We start from the raw sequence: 17,791 nt of genomic DNA on the forward strand, positions 1-17,791 counted from the left end.
TGACAGAGTCTAGGTACGGCTGCCTTCACCCGGACGGCCGGGTGCTAGATCTCCTCCTCACGGGGTCGATGTACGGCCAGCCATCGCTCGGCGTAGGCCACCGCCTCACGCACGGGAAAGAGCCGGGCCTCGGCCGCGCCGACCGGTCCGCGCGCCACGACGGGCCGGTCGCGTTCGAAGTCGTAGCCCAGTTCGTCGAAGCGGTCGGAGGTGATCGACACCTCGGTCACCACCTCCCAGCCGCCGCCCGGCGCGGGCCGGCCGACCCGGACGCGTGGCGACGGTATGCGGTATTCGGCCAGGTGGAAGCCGGTACAGGTGGCGTAGCCGGTGCCGAGCATCAGCACGCGCGCGTCCAGCTTCTCCAGCCGGGCCAGCGGACTGCGCTCGCCGAGCCGGCAGTCGGGGGCGTGGCCGTCGACGATCGCGGCCGCCCGGGGGCCGACGGCCGCGAAGGAGGTCTGCGGGTGCGCGCTGCGCAGGGCGCCCGGCCAGGTGCGCACGGTCTCCGGGATCACGCCGACGCCGCGCGCGGGGGTGATCCGGGGGTCGTACGGCGGCATGGTCGCCCGGATGTCCGCCCACCACTCCTGCGGTACCGGCGGGTCGCGCCACACCGCCGGGTCCGAGAGGTCGCCGGTCTGGGTGGGGACCACCAGGGTGCCGTCCGGACCGAGCGCGTCGAGAAGACTTTCCACGACCGCCACGGCTCCGCCGTTGACCCAGCCGAGGGAACTGAGCGAGGTGTGCGCGAGGAGGGTTTCGCCGGTCTTGACGCCGAGCAGCCGAAGCTGCTTCGCGAGGGTGTCCCGAGTGACAAGAGGGCCGGTCGGAGGGGGTGTGGGCATGGTTGTGGAGTGTTCCGGACGGGGCCGCCGACCGCCACCAAATTGGCCGAGGGATGATCGATCAAAGATCGTTTGCGCAGGTCAGATTAGGTATGCCTAAGTGACGCAGGGCACCGCTCGCCGGGCCGGACGCCGCTTGCCTGGCTCTGAGGAATTACGCAACAATGGCGTTGTGAAAAACGTCGGCGAGGCTCGGGAGACCCCCACGGGGACCCCGCAGGAGGAACTCGCGACCGGTGAGCGTTCGACGCGCAACCGGGTCGCGCGGTCGATCCTGGACCACGGCCCGTCGACCGTCACCGAACTGGCCGGCCGCCTGGGCCTGACCCCCGCGGCCGTACGCCGGCACCTGGACGCGCTGGTCGCCGACGACGTCGTGGAGCCGCGCGAGCAGCGGGTGTACGGCGCTCGGACGCGCGGCCGGCCCGCCAAGGTCTTCGCCCTCACCGACTGCGGGCGCGACGCCTTCGACCAGTCCTACGACACCCTCGCCGCCGACGCGCTGCGCTGGATCGCCGAGCAGGGGGGCGGCCAGGAGGCGGTCGCCGCCTTCGCGCGGGCCCGGATCACCGCCCAGGCGAGCGCCTACCGCAAGGCGATCGAGGCCGTGAGCGCCGACGACCGCACGGAAGCGCTGGCCAAGGCCCTGAGCCGGGACGGGTACGCTGCAACGGCGCGTAGCGCACCGGTCGGCGAGCAGCTGTGCCAGCACCACTGCCCGGTCGCCCATGTCGCGGAGCAGTTCCCGCAGCTGTGCGAGGCGGAGACGGAGATCTTCGCCGAACTGCTCGGAACACACGTCCAGCGACTGGCGACCATCGCGCACGGCGACGGCGTCTGCACGACGTTCATCCCCAAGATTTCCACTGACGCATCTGCTAGCACGGCCGGGAGGAACCCCGCATGACTCTCCCCACGGAGACTGCCCACCCCGAACTCGAGGGTCTGGGCAAGTACGAATACGGCTGGGCCGACTCCGACACGGCCGGCGCCTCCGCCAAGCGCGGCATCAACGAGGACGTCGTCCGGGACATCTCCGCGAAGAAGTCCGAGCCCGAGTGGATGACCAAGCTCCGCCTCAAGGGCCTGCGCCTCTTCGAGAAGAAGCCCATGCCGAACTGGGGCTCGGACCTGTCGGGCATCGACTTCGACAACATCAAGTACTTCGTGCGCTCCACGGAGAAGCAGGCGGAGTCCTGGGAGGACCTGCCCGAGGACATCAAGAACACCTACGACAAGCTGGGCATCCCGGAGGCGGAGAAGCAGCGCCTGGTCGCCGGTGTCGCCGCCCAGTACGAGTCGGAGGTCGTCTACCACCAGATCCGCGAGGACCTGGAGGAGCAGGGCGTCATCTTCCTCGACACCGACACCGCGCTGAAGGAGCACCCGGAGCTCTTCAAGGAGTACTTCGGGACCGTCATCCCGGTCGGTGACAACAAGTTCGCCTCCCTGAACACCGCCGTGTGGTCGGGCGGCTCCTTCATCTACGTGCCGAAGGGCGTGCACGTCGAGATCCCGCTCCAGGCCTACTTCCGGATCAACACCGAGAACATGGGCCAGTTCGAGCGGACCCTGATCATCGTCGACGAGGGTGCCTACGTGCACTACGTCGAGGGCTGCACCGCCCCGATCTACAAGTCGGACTCGCTGCACTCCGCGGTCGTCGAGATCATCGTCAAGAAGAACGCCCGCTGCCGCTACACGACCATCCAGAACTGGTCGAACAACGTCTACAACCTGGTCACCAAGCGCGCCGTCGCCTACGAGGGCGCGACCATGGAGTGGATCGACGGCAACATCGGCTCCAAGGTGACGATGAAGTACCCGGCCGTCTACCTGATGGGCGAGCACGCCAAGGGCGAGACCCTCTCCATCGCCTTCGCGGGCGAGGGGCAGCACCAGGACGCCGGCTCCAAGATGGTCCACATGGCGCCGAACACGTCGTCCAACATCGTCTCCAAGTCCGTGGCCCGCGGCGGCGGCCGTACCTCCTACCGCGGCCTGGTCGAGATCGGCGAGGGCGCGGCCGGATCCAAGTCGAACGTGCTGTGCGACGCGCTGCTCGTCGACACGATCTCCCGTTCCGACACGTACCCGTACGTCGACGTCCGCGAGGACGACGTGTCCATGGGCCACGAGGCGACCGTCTCCAAGGTCTCCGAGGACCAGCTCTTCTACCTGATGAGCCGCGGTCTGACCGAGTTCGAGGCGATGGCGATGATCGTGCGCGGCTTCGTCGAGCCGATCGCCAAGGAACTGCCCATGGAGTACGCCCTCGAACTCAACCGGCTGATCGAGCTGCAGATGGAAGGCGCGGTCGGCTAACCCCACCGCCTCTCCCAGCAAGCCACTTACGGAACGGAAAGCGAGCACTACGACAGCCATGGCTGAGGCTCAGAACACACCGGTGGGCTCCACCACCGCCGGCTCGATCGCGGTCGCCGCCGAGTCGACCGTCGCCACGCGCATGAGCGCGCCCCCGTCCTTCGACGTCGCGGACTTCCCGGTCCCGCACGGCCGCGAGGAGGAGTGGCGGTTCACCCCGCTGGAGCGCCTGCGCGGGCTGCACGACGGCACGGCGGTCGCCACCGGCGACGGCCTGAAGGTCGCGGTGGAAGCCCCCGAGGGCGTCACCGTCGAGCTGGTCGGCCGCGACGACCCCCGGCTCGGCCGGGCCGGCATCCCGGTGGACCGGGTCGCCGCCCAGGCGTACTCCGCCTTCGAGCAGGCCGGCGTGGTCACCGTCCCCAAGGAGACGGTCCTCACCGAGCCGATCCGGATCGCCGTGCACGGCCAGGGCGGGGTCTCCTACGGCCACCAGGTCATCGAGCTGGGCGCCTTCGCCGAGGCCGTCGTCGTCATCGACCACACCGGCGACGTGGTCACCGCCGCCAACGTCGAGTACGTCCTGGGCGACGGCGCCAAGCTCACCGTCGTCTCCGTCCAGGACTGGGACGACAAGGCCGTGCACGTGGCCCAGCACAACGCCCTGGTCGGCCGGGACGCCTCCTTCAAGTCGGTCGTCGTCACCTTCGGCGGCGACGTCGTACGACTGCACCCGCGAGTCTCCTACGCCGGCACCGGCGGCGAGGCCGAGCTGTACGGCCTGTACTTCACGGACGCCGGGCAGCACCAGGAGCACCGGCTGCTCGTCGACCACAACACCCCGCACTGCAAGTCGAACGTGGCCTACAAGGGCGCCCTCCAGGGCGAGCAGGCGCACGCGGTCTGGATCGGCGACGTCCTCATCGAGGCCAAGGCCGAGGGCACCGACACCTACGAGATGAACCGCAACCTGGTCCTCACGGACGGCGCGCGGGTCGACTCGGTGCCGAACCTGGAGATCGAGACCGGCGAGATCGTCGGCGCCGGCCACGCCTCCGCCACCGGCCGCTTCGACGACGAGCAGCTCTTCTACCTGATGGCCCGCGGCATCCCGGAGTACGAGGCCCGCCGACTGGTGGTCCGCGGCTTCTTCGCCGAGCTGGTCCAGCAGATCGGCGTCGCCGACATCGAGGAGCGGCTGCTCGCCAAGATCGAGGAGGAGCTGGAGGCCTCGGTCGCATGACCACCTTCGTACGCGCTTGCAGTCTGAGCGAGCTGGAGGACGACACCCCGAAGCGGGTGGAGCTCGACGGCACGCCGGTATCGGTCGTCCGCACCGAGGGAGAGGTGTTCGCGATCAACGACATCTGCTCCCACGCCAACGTCTCGCTCTCCGAGGGCGAGGTGGAGGACTGCCAGATCGAGTGCTGGCTGCACGGCTCCAGCTTCGACCTGCGCACCGGCAAGCCGTCCGGCCTCCCGGCCACCCGCCCCGTCCCCGTTTACCCCGTAAAGATCGAAGGGGACGACGTGCTCGTCTCCCTCACCCAGGAGTCCTGAGGCACCCATGGCAACGCTTGAAATCCGAGACCTGCACGTCACCGTCGAGGCCGACAACGCCACGAAGGAGATCCTCAAGGGCGTCGACCTCACCGTGAAGCAGGGCGAGACGCACGCCATCATGGGCCCCAACGGCTCCGGCAAGTCGACCCTCGCCTACTCGCTCGCGGGTCACCCGAAGTACACGATCACCGGCGGCACCGTCACCCTCGACGGCGAGGACGTCCTGGAGATGTCCGTCGACGAGCGCGCCCGCGCGGGCCTGTTCCTGGCCATGCAGTACCCGGTCGAGGTGCCCGGCGTCTCGGTCTCCAACTTCCTGCGCACCTCCGCCACCGCCATCCGCGGCGAGGCCCCCAAGCTGCGCACCTGGGTGAAGGAGGTCAAGGAGACCATGGAGCGCCTCTCCATGGACCCCTCCTTCGCCGAGCGCAACGTCAACGAGGGCTTCTCCGGCGGTGAGAAGAAGCGCCACGAGATCCTTCAGCTGGAACTGCTCAAGCCGAAGATCGCGATCCTCGACGAGACCGACTCCGGCCTGGACGTCGACGCCCTGCGCGTCGTCTCCGAGGGCGTCAACCGCGTCCGTGAGACCGGCGAGGTGGGCACCCTGCTCATCACGCACTACACGCGCATTCTGCGCTACATCAAGCCCGACTTCGTCCACGTCTTCTCCGCCGGACGCATCGTCGAGTCCGGCGGTGCCGAGCTCGCCGACAAGCTGGAGAACGAGGGCTACGAGGCTTACACGAAGGGTGGCCCCGTGAGCGGAGCGAACTCAAGGGGGGCCGTCGCGTGACACAGCTGCCGGGCCTCCTCGACACCGAGGCGATCCGCAAGGACTTCCCCATCCTGGACCGACTGGTCCACGACGACCGGAAGCTCGTGTACCTGGACAACGCGGCGACCTCGCAGAAGCCGCGCCAGGTGCTGGACGCACTCAGTGAGTACTACGAGCGCTACAACGCCAACGTCCACCGCGGTGTGCATGTGCTCGCCGAGGAGGCCACGGCGCTGTACGAGGGCGCGCGCGACAAGGTCGCCGAGTTCATCAACGCGCCCAGCCGCGACGAGGTGATCTTCACCAAGAACGCCTCCGAGTCGCTGAACCTCGTGGCGAACATGCTCGGCTGGGCCGACGAGCCCTACCGGGTGGACCACGAGACCGAGATCGTCATCACGGAGATGGAGCACCACTCCAACATCGTGCCGTGGCAGCTGCTGGCGCAGCGCACCGGCGCGAAGCTGAAGTGGTTCGGCCTCACCGACGACGGCCGCCTCGACCTGTCCAACATCAACGAGATCATCACCGAGAAGACGAAGATCGTCTCCTTCGTGCTGGTGTCGAACATCCTGGGCACGGTCAACCCGGTCGAGGCGATAGTCCGCCGCGCCCAGGAGGTCGGCGCGCTGGTCTGCATCGACGCCTCCCAGGCCGCACCTCACATGCCCCTCGACGTCCAGGCCCTCCAGGCCGACTTCGTGGCCTTCACCGGCCACAAGATGTGCGGCCCGACGGGCATCGGCGTCCTCTGGGGCCGCCAGGAGCTCCTGGAGGACCTGCCCCCCTTCCTGGGCGGCGGCGAGATGATCGAGACGGTGTCGATGCACTCGTCGACCTACGCCCCGGCGCCCCACAAGTTCGAGGCGGGCACGCCCCCGATCGCCCAGGCGGTCGGCCTCGGCGCGGCGATCGACTACCTGAACTCCATCGGCATGGACAAGATCCTCGCCCATGAGCACGCGCTGACCGAGTACGCGGTACGGCGGCTCACCGAGGTCCCCGACCTGAAGATCATCGGCCCCACCACGGCCGAGGACCGGGGCGCGGCGATCTCCTTCACCCTCGGGGACATCCACCCGCACGACGTGGGCCAGGTCCTCGACGAGCAGGGCATCGCGGTCCGGGTCGGCCACCACTGCGCCCGTCCGGTCTGCCTGCGGTACGGAATTCCTGCGACCACGCGAGCGTCGTTCTATCTGTACTCCACGCCGGCCGAGATCGACGCACTGGTCGAGGGGCTGGAGCACGTACGGAACTTCTTCGGCTGAAGGGCGTGAACTGAGACCGTGAAGCTGGACTCGATGTACCAGGAAGTCATCCTGGACCACTACAAGCACCCGCACGGGCGTGGTCTCAGGGATGGCGACGCCGAGGTGCACCATGTGAACCCGACGTGCGGCGACGAGATCACCCTCCGAGTGAAGTACGACGGCACGACGATCGAGGACGTCTCGTACGAGGGCCAGGGCTGCTCGATCAGCCAGGCGAGCGCCTCCGTACTGAACGACCTCCTGGTCGGCAAGGAGCTCGGCGACGCGCAGCAGATCCAGGAGACCTTCCTGGAGCTGATGCAGTCCAAGGGCAGGCTCGAACCCGACGACGCGATGGAGGAGGTGCTGGAGGACGCGGTCGCGTTCGCCGGTGTCTCCAAGTACCCGGCCCGGGTCAAGTGCGCTCTCCTGAGCTGGATGGCGTGGAAGGACGCGACGGCTCAGGCGCTGGGTGGCGCGGCCGACGCCGAAAGGAAGACGGCATGAGCGAGACCGTTGAGATGAAGCCGGCCTCGGAGGAAGAACTCCGCGAGGCGCTGTACGACGTCGTCGACCCCGAACTGGGCATCGACGTCGTCAACCTCGGCCTGATCTACGGCATTCACATCGACGACGCGAACATCGCGACGATCGACATGACCCTGACCTCGGCGGCCTGCCCGCTGACGGACGTCATCGAGGACCAGGCCAAGTCCGCCACGGACGGCCTCGTCAACGAACTGCGCATCAACTGGGTCTGGATGCCCCCGTGGGGCCCCGACAAGATCACCGACGACGGCCGCGAGCAGCTGCGGGCGCTCGGGTTCAACGTCTGACACCCGCACAGCGGAAAGCGGCGGCACCGGTCGGGTGCCGCCGCTTTCGCGTGTTCAGGCCAGGGGATCCACCAGGCGGAACGTCGCGTCCGCGCGGTAGAGGTCGCTGTTCTGGTAGGAGATCAGTTTCAGCTGGAAGTTCTGGTGACGCAGGAAACGGCCGGGGTAGTTCACCGACTCCAGCATGACCGCGCCGGAGTAGGCCGAGGTCCGGGCGCAGAAGGTGGCGTCCTGGTGGAAGAGGGACGAGCCGTCGCTGCGGTCGGCGCGCAGCACGAAGTCGCGGTGGCGCAGGTACTTTCCGTCGGACGTCCTGAACGAGTAACAGGAGCTGTTCGCAAGGCCCTTGACGACGGTGAACGTGGAGTCCGCGCGGGACTCCGAGCCGCTGACTGGGTCGAGCTTCACGTAGCCGTCGCGCACATGCCAGTAGCGGTCCGGGTAGTTGACCGAGCTGACCGACCTGCGGGCGGAGGACTGCGGTGCGGAGCCGCCCGAACTTCCTTTGGACGGCGTGGACTTGGAGGGCTTCGCGCTGGACGGCGAGGTCTTCGGAGTGGAGCCGGGCGCAGCGTCCGACGCCGTGGCGGAGGGGGGCGAGGTCGGAGAAGTCGTCAGCATGCCCGACTTGTCCTTCGCGGGGGTGGCCGGTCCCGTCGCCGTCGGCGAGGCGAAGGAGAGCAGGCCGGGGCCGCGGTCGAGGGCCGCGTCGGTCGGTGGGGGAGGCGGTGCCGACGCCTGGTCAGGAGTGTTGCTGCTGACGGCTATCGCGGTGACGCAGGCGACGACCGTGGCGATCGCCAGCGTGCCGGCCAGCCAGAGTCTTCGCGTTCCGGGAGCCCGGGAGGTGTCGGGGGCCCAGCCGTTCTCCCAGGAGGGGTGCGGCGGGGGTTGGGGGGTGGTTTCTGGCATGCGCATTTCCTCCAGCGGCGCCAAGGCAGCGGCAGCCGGGGGTGTGAGGGTGAAGTGGATGAAGTGTGAAGCGCTGGTGGATCACAGAGGTGCACACACTAGTGGAGTCACGTGGCCGCGGGGAGCCGTTTCAGCTAGCGGTTTCTATGAGAGTTAAACATCTTCGCGCGGCGTACGGGAGTTCAAGTGCGGATCCCGGCGCCTTTTCAGGCGGTGCACTGCGGCGGGATCGTTGTGTACGGTCGTACACAACGATGCGTACACTCGTACGCATGGGATACCTGACGCTCGCCGGCGCCATAGCCGCCGAGGTCGCCGCGACGACGGCGATGAAGTACAGCGAGGGCTTCAGCAGGCTCTGGCCCTCGCTGGTGACGGCACTGGGGTACGTGGTGTCGTTCCTGCTCCTGGCCGCGACGCTGAAGACCGTGTCGATCGGCACGGCGTACGCGATCTGGTCCGGAGTCGGCACCGCGGCCATCGCCGTGCTCGGCCTGCTGCTGTTCGGGGAGGGACTGAGCGCGGTCAAGGTCGCCGGGATCGTGCTCATCATCGGCGGAGTGGTGGTCCTGAACCTCGGAGGCACGCACTGATGGCACGCCGGTACGACCCCGAACGCCGGCAGCGGATCATCGAGGCGGCGATCCGCGTGGTGGGGGAGAAGGGTCTCGCCGGGCTCTCCCATCGCTCCGTCGCCGCGGCGGCGGACGTACCGCTCGGCTCGACGACGTATCACTTCAAGACCCTCGACGAGCTGATGGTCGCCGCGCTGCGGCAGGCCAACGAGGGCTTCGCCAAGGTGGTCGCCGCGTACGGCGGCCTGGACGACCCCTCGGCGGACCTCGCCACCGCCCTCGCCCGGATCCTCGGCGACTGGCTGAACGGGGACCGCACCGCCGTGGAGTTGGAGTACGAGCTCTACCTCGCCGCCCTGCGCCGCCCGGCCCTGCGCCCCGTCGCCGCCGAGTGGGCCGACGACCTCGCCGAACGGCTGGCACGGCGCACCGACCCGGTCACGGCGCGGGCGCTGGTCGCGCTGATGGACGGTATCTGCCTGCAGGTGCTGCTGACGGGGACGCCGTACGACGAGGGGTACGCGCGGGAGGCGCTGGGGCGCGTGATTCCCTGAGCGGAACGCGTCTGCCGCTCCCTTTCCCGGCGAGCCGGCCGAGGCACCGTGAACCCTCCGGCGGGCATCGGGGAACAGGGGGTGACACACACGCACCGACGAACCAGGGGGAGCCCTCGTGAGCGGACCGCCGCCGGCCACGGCACAGGCGGAGGACGACGCGGAGACCGTCGCCCAGTCACTGGAACAACCGGAGCTCTTCGCCCGGCTCTACGATCGCTACGCGCCCGACATCCACCGGTACGCGGCGCGCAGGCTCGGCGACGCAGCGGCCGACGACATCACCGCGGACACCTTCCTCGTCGCCTTCCGGATCCGCTCCCGCTACGACCTCGCACGCCCCAACGCGCGCCCGTGGCTGTACGGCATCGCGGGCAACCTGATCGGCAAGCAACGCCGGGCCGAGGTACGGGCACTCAAGGCGCTGGCCCGCACCGGCCACGACCCGGTCGCCGCGTCCTGGAGCGAGACCTGGGTCGAACACACCGACAACCGGATCGACGCGCAGGGCCCGCTCGCCGGCGCCCTCGCCGCACTGACGGCGGGCGACCGGCACGTCCTGCTGCTCGTCGCCTGGGCCGACCTCACCTACCAGGAAGTCGCCGAGGCGCTGGACATCCCGGTCGGCACGGTCCGCTCCCGGCTCAACCGGGCCCGGCGCAAGGTACGTACGGCGCTGGGCGCCGATCCGGCATTCGTGGGCGACACCGCGGAGGTGGCATAGCGATGGACGAGATGACCGAGGTGCGCGCGCTGCGCGCCGACGCGCCGGTGCCCGACCGGGCACGGCTGGCGGCGGGGCGCGCCCTGCTGACCGACGCGGTACGGGCCGGGGAGCGGCGCCGGGCCGGGTGGCGGCGGGAGTTCGTGATCGTCGCGGTCGTGGCCGCGGTGACCGCCGTCGCCGTCACCGCCGCCCTGCTGGTGGGCGGGGGCGGCACGGGGCGCAGGGTGCGGCCCGCGACGCCGGACATCGACCTGAAGGGGATGAGCGCGCACGACTTCCTGGAACGGGCGGCCGACGCGCTGGACAAGCAGTCGGCGGGCACCGAGCCCACCGGGAAGCAGTGGATCTACACGATGATGGCGACGGGACCGGACAACGGGGAACCGTCGCCCGAGGACCCGAAGAGGGAGGACTGGAAGCGGTACGACGGCGAACGGCGGGTCTATCAACCGGCGGCGGGCCATCCCGGACTCACGGTCGTCCGGGGACGTGCCACGCGCCTGGGGCTGGACGACTACGACTCACCACGTGAGGTGTACAGGTTCATGGCCGCACTGCCGGCCGACGGCGAGGGGACGCTGCGGGCGCTCCGTAGGAGGAACGCCGTCGAGGACACCGAAGTGGGCCCCGGAGCCAAGGCGTGGAACGACTACGCCGAGATCAGCGACCTCCTCCAGGCCGACCTCGTGCCGCCCGCGGGGCTGGCCTCCGTGTACCGCGCCCTCGCGCTCCTGTCCGACCAGAGGATCACCGACCACCTGGTCGAGGCGGTCACCGGCCGCAAGGTCGTCGCCCTGACCCACGACGTCGCCGGTATCGGCGTCGACCTGCGCCCGCGCAAGGCCGACGGCAAGGCCAGGATGGGCAAACTGACGCTGATCGACCCGCGGACCTACCGCGTCGTCGGCTTCGGGACGGTCGTGGAGGGCAAGGTCGCCGACATCGAAGAACGGGTCACGACCGCGGTGGTGGACAAGGCCGGCGAGCGCCCCTGACACCACCCCCGGATCCTGGGCGGCCCGCACCGCGGGGGAGTGCGGGCCGCCCGGCGGATCTTCACGGCCCGCCTCCCGAGACGCCCCGCACGCTGGTTCGCCTCCCCGGCCCCCGGACGGTTAGGTTGCCCTCATGACCGACACGACTGCTCTTCGTCCCACCGGCGCCGTTGCCGCCGGGCTCGCCACCATCGCCGCCGACGGCACCGTTCTCGACACCTGGTTCCCCGCGCCCGCGCTGGTCGCCGAGCCCGGCCCGGCCGGCACCGAGACGCTCTCCGCCGAGCAGGCCGTGGAACTCCTCGGTGAGGGTGCGGCCAGGGCGATCGGCCCGGACCCCCGCCGCAACGTCGAGGTCGTCGCGGTCCGCACGGTCATCGCCTCGATCGACGAGAAGCCGATCGACGCGCACGACGTCTACCTGCGTCTGCACCTGCTCTCGCACCGTCTGGTCAAGCCGCACGGCCTGAGCCTGGACGGCCAGTTCGGCTTCCTCGCCAACGTCGCCTGGACCTCCCTCGGCCCGGTCGCCGTCGACGACATCGAGCAGGTCCGGCTGAACGCCCGCGCCGAGGGCCTGCACCTCCAGGTGACCTCGATCGACAAGTTCCCGAGGATGACCGACTACGTCGTCCCGAAGGGCGTCCGTATCGCCGACGCCGACCGGGTCCGCCTCGGCGCGCACCTCTCCGAGGGCACGACCGTCATGCACGAGGGCTTCGTCAACTTCAACGCCGGCACGCTCGGCACCTCGATGGTCGAGGGCCGCATCTCGGCCGGTGTGGTGGTCGGCAACGGCTCGGACATCGGCGGCGGCGCCTCCACCATGGGCACCCTGTCCGGCGGCGGCAACGTGATCATCGCCATCGGCGAGCGCTGCCTGGTCGGCGCCGAGGCGGGCGTCGGCATCGCGCTCGGCGACGAGTGCGTGGTCGAGGCCGGCCTCTACGTCACCGCGGGCACCCGCGTCACCATGCCCGACGGCCAGATCGTCAAGGCCCGCGAGCTGAGCGGCGCCTCCAACATCCTCTTCCGCCGCAACTCGGTCACGGGCGCCGTCGAGGCCCGCCCGAACAACGCGGTCTGGGGCGGCCTGAACGAGATCCTGCACAGCCACAACTGACCATCGACGGCCGTGCCCTGCGGCCGCCTGCGCGATCAGCGCCCCGACCTTGCTGTCGAGCTGTCGGCGGTTTGTCGACGCCGGTCATCACTGAGCGCCCTTCCATGGCCCGAGGACGGCCCGGGGGAGGGCGCTCACGTGCTTTCTCGGCCGGTCGAACCGCACGATGGCGGCGGAGCGCCACAGGCGGAGGCCGACGGTCGGCGTGGAACCCCGTGGGAACCCGGTTTCGAGGAGGCCATGCGGTCGCCCGGGGCCTCGATGTGGTCCAGAAAATCGAACACGTGCTTGAATCTGGCCATGCGACTGTTTTCCGCCGACCTTGCCCAGGCACAGCAGGAGTGGAGTGCCACCTACCAACAGCTGCGTGACCTGGAGCGGTCAGACCGGAACGTGAATGAGCGGCATCAGCGATGACGACCTGGAACGCGGGTCCGCATGACCCGGACGACCCTGAAGACATGCCCGGACCGATACGTGTGATCGTGCATCCACCGTCGCCCACGGGGGGCCGCCGCGTGCGCGTGGACGGTGAGATCCTCGGGCTGGCTCACCACGCGGTCGACGTCGCGGAGTTTCTCCGCCGGGCCGGGCTGGACATCGACCCGGCGGAGGTGGCCGAGTCACCGTGGATCGACTGGCGCGGAGTGGGGCCCGAGCGCTGGGGGCCGGAGACGATCAGTTGATCGGCGCGCTGCTTCTGTCGACGGGTGATGCCCGCAACGCGGAATGTCGCGGCCGGGAGGCCCCCGACTCGTGACCCGGCAGAGCCGCAGACGTGCGGTCGGCCGGACGGCCGCCCCATGGTGCGGGAGGGCGCTCAGCCGTCCTGGGGCAGGGATCCGCGGAACTGCGTCAGCGCGGCGAAGTCGCCCTCCCGCAGGCCGATCCGGGGATCGACGTGGTGCAGCAGGGCCGGGCCGGGGTGGTGGGCGCGGACGTACAGCGTGTCCGCCGGGCTCTGCTCGTCGTCCACCCAGGCGAACGGCCGCCCCCCGGCGTACGAGACGATCGCCTCCGTCTTCCAGTGCACGCCGTCGGGCCGCTCCGCCAGCAGCCCCCTGCCGAAGTCGACGTACGGCAGCTCGGGCAGACCCACGACCGGGGCGATCCAGCGGTTCGCCTCGGCCATCCAGGTGGTCGCCCAGCACAGCTCGTAGCCGAGGGCGAGCAGCGCCGGGCCGTGCTCCGGGTTCAGCCAGACCCGCAGGGGGCGTCCCGGGCGGACGGTCGCCCGGATCGTCGTATAACCCTCGGGGCGCCGCTCGCGCTGGGCCGCATACGGGTTGAGGGGGCCGTCGACGTCCAGGAACAACAGGGGGCGGCTCATGGGGACAACGTAGGGCAGCGGGCGGGTGCGACACCGGTGCATTTATTCCGCGCCGACAGGCATAGTGGGGCCGCTCCATAGGCGTCACCACGGTTACAGGGGCCGGACACGAGGTGGGCCCGGGGGAAGAGAAGGTGACGATGGATGCGGAACTGCAAGAGAGCTTCCGGGAGTTCGTGGACGGTCGGTCCACCGCGCTGCTGAGGACGGCCGTGCTGCTGACCGGCGGTGACCGGCACGCGGCCGAGGACCTGCTGCAGAACGCCCTGATCAAGGCGGCGGGTCGCTGGCAGCGCATCGACGAGCCCGAGGCCTATGTACGGCAGATCCTCTACCGGCAGCAGATAAGCCGCTGGCGGCTCAAGTGGCGGCGGCGCGAGTTCAGCGTCGCCGAACCCCCGGAGAGCCCGCCGGCCCCCGACACCGCATCCGCCGCCGAGCTCCGCCTCGTCCTGCGCACAGCCCTGTCCCGGCTCACCGCCCGCCAGCGCACCGTGCTGGTGCTGCGCTACTTCGAGGACCTGTCGGAGGCCGACGTGGCCCGGCTGCTCGGCTGCTCGGTCGGCACCGTGCGGTCCGCCACCCACCGCTCCCTGGCCCGGCTGCGCGTCCTCGCACCCGAACTGGCCGCCCTCGCCCCGGACGCCGGCCACGCGCAGCCGCCGTCCCGTGACTACTCGCCCATGGAGGTGCGGCCGTGAACGCCGAGGAACTCGTCCGGGAGACCCTGCGCGAACAGGCCGCCGAACAGCCGTCGGCGGGATCGGGCTTCGCCGACCGGGTGCTGGCCGTCCGTCGGCGCCGACGCGCCCGCCGGTTCGCCTCCATGGCCGCCGCGACGGCCGCCGTGGTCGCCGTCGCGGTGGCGGTACCGCTGCTGGACTCCGGGAAAAGCGATGTGCGTCCGTCCGGGGTCGTGCAGCGGAACGGGATCACCGGCCACCCGGACCAGTCGCCGCCGCGCGAGCTCATCGCGGCCGGTCAGACGGCGCTCGCCGCGTACTACACCTGGCGGACCGTGCCGCTGACGGACGACAAGGGCATCGGCGTACGCACGTACCGGCTGCTCGACCCGGGGACCGGCACCTACGTGAAGGACTCCCGGTGGGCCTTCGTCGCCGTCGCGCCGGGCCTGCGGACGGCCGCCGTGCTGGAGCAGACCCTGCCCGTCCGCCGGATCGGCCTGCTCGACCTCGCGACGAGGAAGGTCGAGCGGTGGATCCCCGTCGAGCACCGGGTCGGCGCACTCGCCTTCTCGTACGACGGGACCCGGCTCCTGGCGACGACGTACGACGAGAACCCCGACGTGCGGGCCAAGGCCCAGAACGCCAAGGGCGGCTGGGACTGGGGACCCGGGTTCGCCGCATCGAGCCGGACCGGCTTCTACGACCTCGGCGTGGCCTCCGGCAAGGGCTCCTGGACCGGGGTCGTGTCCGACCGCAACGACCTCGCGCGGGGTGACTTCTCCTTCAGCCGCACCGGCGACCAGGTGTACGCGCGTGTCATCGGCGACAGGGACGGGACGCAGCAGTTCTACGACCTCGACGGCGCCAAGATCGCCGCCCCGGCGGACGAGAAGTACCTGCGCGCGGACGTCGACGCACGGCTGTCCCCGAACGGCCGGCTCGCCGCCCTCGGTCTGACCAAGGAGGTCGCCCCCGGGAAGTCGTACTCCTCGATCCGCGATCCCCGCACCGGCAAGGAGATCACCAAGGTCCGTGGCGGCGACCTGCTGGCCTGGGCCGACGACCGGCGGCTCATCGCCTGGGAGCGGGCCAGCGGCCTGGACGAGCCGTACCGGGCCCGGCTCGCGCTGGTGACGATCGGCAGCGACAAGATCGTGCCGCTGAGCGGGGTCCAGAAGGATATGTACGACGAGCTGAAGGCGTGGCAGCCCGTCTTCGCCCGCCGCTGATCAGTCGGCCACGAGCTCCTCGTACACCGCCCGCAGCCCGTCGGCCGCCTCCCGGCCGGCGGGCCGCAGCGGTGCCCGCACCGGGCCCGCAGGCAGGCCGATCCCGGCGAGCAGCGCCTTCGCCGTGACCGTGCCCGGCAGCCCCGCGGCCGTCATCGCCTCGATCAACGGCGTGGCCCGCAGCTGCAGTTCGGCGGCACGGGCGGTGTCACCGGCGTCGAACGCGTCGAGGATCGCGGCGACCCGGCCCGGCACCACGTTCGCGACCGTGCTGACACAGCCGGCCGCGCCCACCGCGTACAGGGCGAGGATGTGTTCGTCGCAGCCCGCGTAGTACGCCAGGTCCGTGTGCGCCAGCACCTTCTGGGTGCCGAGGAAGTCGTACGAGCAGTCCTTCACGGCCACGATCGCGGGGTGCGCGGCGAGCCGGATCAGCGTCTCCGGCTCGATACGGGTGCCGGTGCGGCCCGGGATGTCGTACAGCATCACCGGCAGCCCGGTCGCCTCCGCCACCTCCAGGAAGTGCGCCTCCAGCGCGTCCTGCGGCGGCCGGCTGTAGTACGGCGACACCACCAGCACGCCGTCCGCGCCCGCCTTCTCGGCCGCGCGCGCGAGCTCCACGGTGTGCAGGGTGTCCGCGGTGCCCACGCCCGCCACGAGTGGCACCCGCTCGCCCACCGCCTCCCGGACGGCCGAGATCAGCTCGGCCTTCTCGGCGTCCGTGGTGGTCGGCGACTCGCCGGTGGTGCCGTTCAGCACCAGGCCGTCACAGCCGTCCGCCACCAGCCGCGCGGCCAGCCGCCGGGCGCCGTCGAGGTCGAGCGCCCCCGCCTCGGTGAACGGTGTGACCATCGCACAGAGGGTGCGGCCGAAGGGGCGGGGCGAGCGGGCGATGTCGGGTGGGTTCGTCATGAGGGTAGTCTCGGCAGCGCGACGGCTTAGCTCCACTTAATTCTCCTATGGGGTACGTCTTAGGAACGCTGAATCGTCGCTCCTGTGGGCGCGCCGAGGCCCTGTGTCCAATACGCCCGGCAGCGGGTGCGCACGGCCACCGTCGGGGCGTGCGCCTGCGGCGCGCCGGGCGTGGCGCTCGCCGACGCGGGCTGGGGCCGGCCCGGATGGCGGGCCCTGGCGGCCGCCTGCGGGGGCTGTGTACGCGCGCGCACGTCCGTCTCGCTCGCCGGGTTCGCCCGGCTGGCCGGAGCGGGGCTGCGGGTGGTGGCCGGGGGTGCGGGGGCGGTCTCCGGGGAGCCCGTGCCGGTGCCGGGCGAGGGCTTCGGGGTGCCCGAACTGGTCGCGGAGGCGGCCCTGTTGCAGGCCCGCCTCGACTGGTTCCAGAGCCGGCTCGCGCGGCTCGGTGAGCGGGGGGAGCGGGACTGACGGACGGGTCGCCCCGCCTGACCGTCGGCGACCTGGGTACTCGGAAGGTCCGCAGGCACAAGCGGACGCCGACGAGACCAGGAGGGGCAGTACCGATGACGAAGGGGAACGCGCATGAAACGGGGGCCCGCATCATCGACTCCGCGGGCGCCCTGGCGGCGAAGGCCGACCTCAAGGGGCGTACCCAGGCCCGCGCCGCCGATCTCAAGGACAAGGCCGGCGCCCTGACCGTCCAGCTGCGCGAGGGTGCCGCCCGGGCCGGCCACCAGGCCCAGGACCGGGCGACGAAGGGCGGCCACACCACCCAGGAGCAGATGGCCCAGGCGCGGCACACGCTGCAGGAGCGGGCGCTCAGGACCGGGCACGCCGTTCAGGAGCGGGCCGGACGGGCGGGCCATCTGGCGTCCGACAGGGCCGTCGAGGCGGGGCACGCCGCCGAGGGGCGCCTCCCGCAGTCCGCGCGTACGGCCTTCCGGGGCGCGCAGCGGCACGCCCGCCCGGTGCTGGTCGCGGGCGCCGCCCTCGCCGTCGCCGGTGCCGTCGCCGTGGGCGCCCTGCGCCGTGGCCGGCGCCACTGAGAACCGCGCGGGGCCTCCTCCCCGCTGTCTCCACCCGCTCCACCCTCCCACCGAAAATCTGATCCGTCTGGACAGGAAAAGTTTTCGGTGAGAGGGTGG

21 protein-coding genes and 1 pseudogene are annotated in these 17,791 nt (G+C 70.7%); 18 read left to right on the plus strand and 4 right to left on the minus strand.

Annotation, left to right across the window (positions count from 1 at the left end; genetic code table 11):
• Positions 1-44: 44 nt before the first annotated feature.
• Positions 45-848: an aminoglycoside N(3)-acetyltransferase gene (locus tag ACWDGI_RS26285; RefSeq protein WP_450762920.1), complete on the minus strand. Its 804-nt coding sequence runs from the start codon at positions 846-848 to the stop codon at positions 45-47.
• A 172-nt stretch (positions 849-1,020) separates the two neighbouring features.
• Here ACWDGI_RS26285 and ACWDGI_RS26290 point away from each other — a divergent pair, with 172 nt between their 5' ends.
• The 8 genes from ACWDGI_RS26290 to ACWDGI_RS26325 are packed head-to-tail and all read left to right on the plus strand — an operon-like array spanning position 1,021 to position 7,603.
• On the plus strand, positions 1,021-1,755 hold the full coding sequence (locus ACWDGI_RS26290; protein ID WP_450762922.1) for a helix-turn-helix transcriptional regulator: 735 nt from the start codon (positions 1,021-1,023) through the stop codon (positions 1,753-1,755).
• On the plus strand, positions 1,752-3,173 hold the full coding sequence (gene sufB, locus ACWDGI_RS26295) for a Fe-S cluster assembly protein SufB (RefSeq protein WP_189260921.1): 1,422 nt from the start codon (positions 1,752-1,754) through the stop codon (positions 3,171-3,173). Before ACWDGI_RS26290 ends, sufB begins: the two co-directional genes overlap by 4 nt.
• Positions 3,174-3,231: 58 nt before the next feature.
• On the plus strand, positions 3,232-4,416 hold the full coding sequence (gene sufD / locus ACWDGI_RS26300; protein ID WP_450762924.1) for a Fe-S cluster assembly protein SufD: 1,185 nt from the start codon (positions 3,232-3,234) through the stop codon (positions 4,414-4,416).
• On the plus strand, positions 4,413-4,733 hold the full coding sequence (locus tag ACWDGI_RS26305) for a bifunctional 3-phenylpropionate/cinnamic acid dioxygenase ferredoxin subunit (RefSeq protein WP_450762926.1): 321 nt from the start codon (positions 4,413-4,415) through the stop codon (positions 4,731-4,733). Before sufD ends, ACWDGI_RS26305 begins: the two co-directional genes overlap by 4 nt.
• Positions 4,734-4,740: 7 nt before the next feature.
• On the plus strand, positions 4,741-5,532 hold the full coding sequence (sufC, locus tag ACWDGI_RS26310) for a Fe-S cluster assembly ATPase SufC (RefSeq protein ID WP_450762928.1): 792 nt from the start codon (positions 4,741-4,743) through the stop codon (positions 5,530-5,532).
• Positions 5,529-6,785: a cysteine desulfurase gene (locus ACWDGI_RS26315; RefSeq protein ID WP_365799009.1), complete on the plus strand. Its 1,257-nt coding sequence runs from the start codon at positions 5,529-5,531 to the stop codon at positions 6,783-6,785. Before sufC ends, ACWDGI_RS26315 begins: the two co-directional genes overlap by 4 nt.
• 18 nt (positions 6,786-6,803) lie before the next feature.
• Positions 6,804-7,274: a Fe-S cluster assembly sulfur transfer protein SufU gene (gene sufU, locus ACWDGI_RS26320; RefSeq protein ID WP_365799011.1), complete on the plus strand. Its 471-nt coding sequence runs from the start codon at positions 6,804-6,806 to the stop codon at positions 7,272-7,274.
• On the plus strand, positions 7,271-7,603 hold the full coding sequence (locus ACWDGI_RS26325; RefSeq protein ID WP_037743875.1) for a metal-sulfur cluster assembly factor: 333 nt from the start codon (positions 7,271-7,273) through the stop codon (positions 7,601-7,603). The genes sufU and ACWDGI_RS26325 overlap by 4 nt, the downstream gene beginning before the upstream one ends.
• Positions 7,604-7,657: 54 nt before the next feature.
• Here ACWDGI_RS26325 and ACWDGI_RS26330 read toward each other — a convergent pair whose 3' ends face one another.
• Complete coding sequence (locus tag ACWDGI_RS26330) at positions 7,658-8,515, minus strand: AbfB domain-containing protein (protein ID WP_450762931.1); 858 nt, start codon at positions 8,513-8,515, stop codon at positions 7,658-7,660.
• A gap of 272 nt (positions 8,516-8,787) precedes the next feature.
• Between ACWDGI_RS26330 and ACWDGI_RS26335 the strand changes: the two genes are divergently transcribed.
• From ACWDGI_RS26335 to ACWDGI_RS26360, 6 genes are all read left to right on the plus strand, one after another.
• Positions 8,788-9,108: a DMT family transporter gene (locus ACWDGI_RS26335; RefSeq protein ID WP_450762933.1), complete on the plus strand. Its 321-nt coding sequence runs from the start codon at positions 8,788-8,790 to the stop codon at positions 9,106-9,108.
• Positions 9,108-9,644 (plus strand): TetR/AcrR family transcriptional regulator, encoded by a 537-nt coding sequence (locus ACWDGI_RS26340; RefSeq protein ID WP_450762935.1) that lies wholly within the window; start codon positions 9,108-9,110, stop codon positions 9,642-9,644. The genes ACWDGI_RS26335 and ACWDGI_RS26340 overlap by 1 nt, the downstream gene beginning before the upstream one ends.
• Positions 9,645-9,762: 118 nt before the next feature.
• Entirely contained in the window at positions 9,763-10,368 is a 606-nt protein-coding gene (locus ACWDGI_RS26345; protein WP_450762937.1) for an RNA polymerase sigma factor, read from the plus strand.
• A gap of 2 nt (positions 10,369-10,370) precedes the next feature.
• Positions 10,371-11,366: a CU044_5270 family protein gene (locus ACWDGI_RS26350; protein WP_450762939.1), complete on the plus strand. Its 996-nt coding sequence runs from the start codon at positions 10,371-10,373 to the stop codon at positions 11,364-11,366.
• Between the two features lie 133 nt (positions 11,367-11,499).
• Entirely contained in the window at positions 11,500-12,489 is a 990-nt protein-coding gene (gene dapD, locus ACWDGI_RS26355; protein ID WP_450762941.1) for a 2,3,4,5-tetrahydropyridine-2,6-dicarboxylate N-succinyltransferase, read from the plus strand.
• A gap of 461 nt (positions 12,490-12,950) precedes the next feature.
• Complete coding sequence (locus ACWDGI_RS26360; RefSeq protein WP_360481757.1) at positions 12,951-13,175, plus strand: hypothetical protein; 225 nt, start codon at positions 12,951-12,953, stop codon at positions 13,173-13,175.
• 134 nt (positions 13,176-13,309) lie between these two features.
• On the opposite strand, the gene ACWDGI_RS26365 is transcribed toward ACWDGI_RS26360, so the two are convergent.
• Positions 13,310-13,819, minus strand: a complete 510-nt coding sequence (locus ACWDGI_RS26365) for a hypothetical protein (RefSeq protein WP_450762942.1) — start codon at positions 13,817-13,819, stop codon at positions 13,310-13,312.
• Between the two features lie 140 nt (positions 13,820-13,959).
• Here ACWDGI_RS26365 and ACWDGI_RS26370 point away from each other — a divergent pair, with 140 nt between their 5' ends.
• Entirely contained in the window at positions 13,960-14,520 is a 561-nt protein-coding gene (locus ACWDGI_RS26370; RefSeq protein ID WP_450763209.1) for a SigE family RNA polymerase sigma factor, read from the plus strand.
• On the plus strand, positions 14,517-15,734 hold the full coding sequence (locus ACWDGI_RS26375) for a WD40 repeat domain-containing protein (RefSeq protein ID WP_450762944.1): 1,218 nt from the start codon (positions 14,517-14,519) through the stop codon (positions 15,732-15,734). Before ACWDGI_RS26370 ends, ACWDGI_RS26375 begins: the two co-directional genes overlap by 4 nt.
• Here the strand turns inward: ACWDGI_RS26375 and dapA are convergent, their stop codons facing one another.
• Complete coding sequence (gene dapA / locus ACWDGI_RS26380) at positions 15,735-16,646, minus strand: 4-hydroxy-tetrahydrodipicolinate synthase (RefSeq protein ID WP_450762946.1); 912 nt, start codon at positions 16,644-16,646, stop codon at positions 15,735-15,737. It abuts the gene before it with no gap.
• Positions 16,647-16,754: 108 nt separating this feature from the next.
• Here dapA and ACWDGI_RS26385 point away from each other — a divergent pair.
• Positions 16,755-17,114, plus strand: a pseudogene (locus ACWDGI_RS26385) (hypothetical protein); the annotation flags it as partial.
• A 95-nt stretch (positions 17,115-17,209) separates the two neighbouring features.
• Positions 17,210-17,692, plus strand: coding sequence for a DUF3618 domain-containing protein (locus ACWDGI_RS26390; RefSeq protein WP_450762948.1), 483 nt, complete (start codon positions 17,210-17,212; stop codon positions 17,690-17,692).
• The last annotated feature ends 99 nt before the right edge of the window (positions 17,693-17,791 follow it).

It is taken from the genome of Streptomyces sp. NPDC001220, from assembly GCF_053597895.1.

What these genes read in the sequence shown, in the direction of transcription:
- sufC (WP_450762928.1), top strand. Translation starts at nt 4,741, where the DNA reads ATGGCAACGCTTGAAATCCGAGACCTGCACGTCACCGTCGAGGCCGAC.
- ACWDGI_RS26325 (WP_037743875.1), top strand. Translation starts at nt 7,271, where the DNA reads ATGAGCGAGACCGTTGAGATGAAGCCGGCCTCGGAGGAAGAACTCCGC.
- ACWDGI_RS26390 (WP_450762948.1), top strand. Translation starts at nt 17,210, where the DNA reads ATGACGAAGGGGAACGCGCATGAAACGGGGGCCCGCATCATCGACTCC.
- ACWDGI_RS26370 (WP_450763209.1), top strand. Translation starts at nt 13,960, where the DNA reads ATGGATGCGGAACTGCAAGAGAGCTTCCGGGAGTTCGTGGACGGTCGG.
- ACWDGI_RS26305 (WP_450762926.1), top strand. Translation starts at nt 4,413, where the DNA reads ATGACCACCTTCGTACGCGCTTGCAGTCTGAGCGAGCTGGAGGACGAC.
- ACWDGI_RS26350 (WP_450762939.1), top strand. Translation starts at nt 10,371, where the DNA reads ATGGACGAGATGACCGAGGTGCGCGCGCTGCGCGCCGACGCGCCGGTG.
- ACWDGI_RS26340 (WP_450762935.1), top strand. Translation starts at nt 9,108, where the DNA reads ATGGCACGCCGGTACGACCCCGAACGCCGGCAGCGGATCATCGAGGCG.
- ACWDGI_RS26360 (WP_360481757.1), top strand. Translation starts at nt 12,951, where the DNA reads ATGCCCGGACCGATACGTGTGATCGTGCATCCACCGTCGCCCACGGGG.
- sufD (WP_450762924.1), top strand. Translation starts at nt 3,232, where the DNA reads ATGGCTGAGGCTCAGAACACACCGGTGGGCTCCACCACCGCCGGCTCG.
- ACWDGI_RS26330 (WP_450762931.1), bottom strand. Translation starts at nt 8,515, where the DNA reads ATGCCAGAAACCACCCCCCAACCCCCGCCGCACCCCTCCTGGGAGAAC.
- ACWDGI_RS26365 (WP_450762942.1), bottom strand. Translation starts at nt 13,819, where the DNA reads ATGAGCCGCCCCCTGTTGTTCCTGGACGTCGACGGCCCCCTCAACCCG.
- dapD (WP_450762941.1), top strand. Translation starts at nt 11,500, where the DNA reads ATGACCGACACGACTGCTCTTCGTCCCACCGGCGCCGTTGCCGCCGGG.
- ACWDGI_RS26285 (WP_450762920.1), bottom strand. Translation starts at nt 848, where the DNA reads ATGCCCACACCCCCTCCGACCGGCCCTCTTGTCACTCGGGACACCCTC.
- sufB (WP_189260921.1), top strand. Translation starts at nt 1,752, where the DNA reads ATGACTCTCCCCACGGAGACTGCCCACCCCGAACTCGAGGGTCTGGGC.
- ACWDGI_RS26335 (WP_450762933.1), top strand. Translation starts at nt 8,788, where the DNA reads ATGGGATACCTGACGCTCGCCGGCGCCATAGCCGCCGAGGTCGCCGCG.
- dapA (WP_450762946.1), bottom strand. Translation starts at nt 16,646, where the DNA reads ATGACGAACCCACCCGACATCGCCCGCTCGCCCCGCCCCTTCGGCCGC.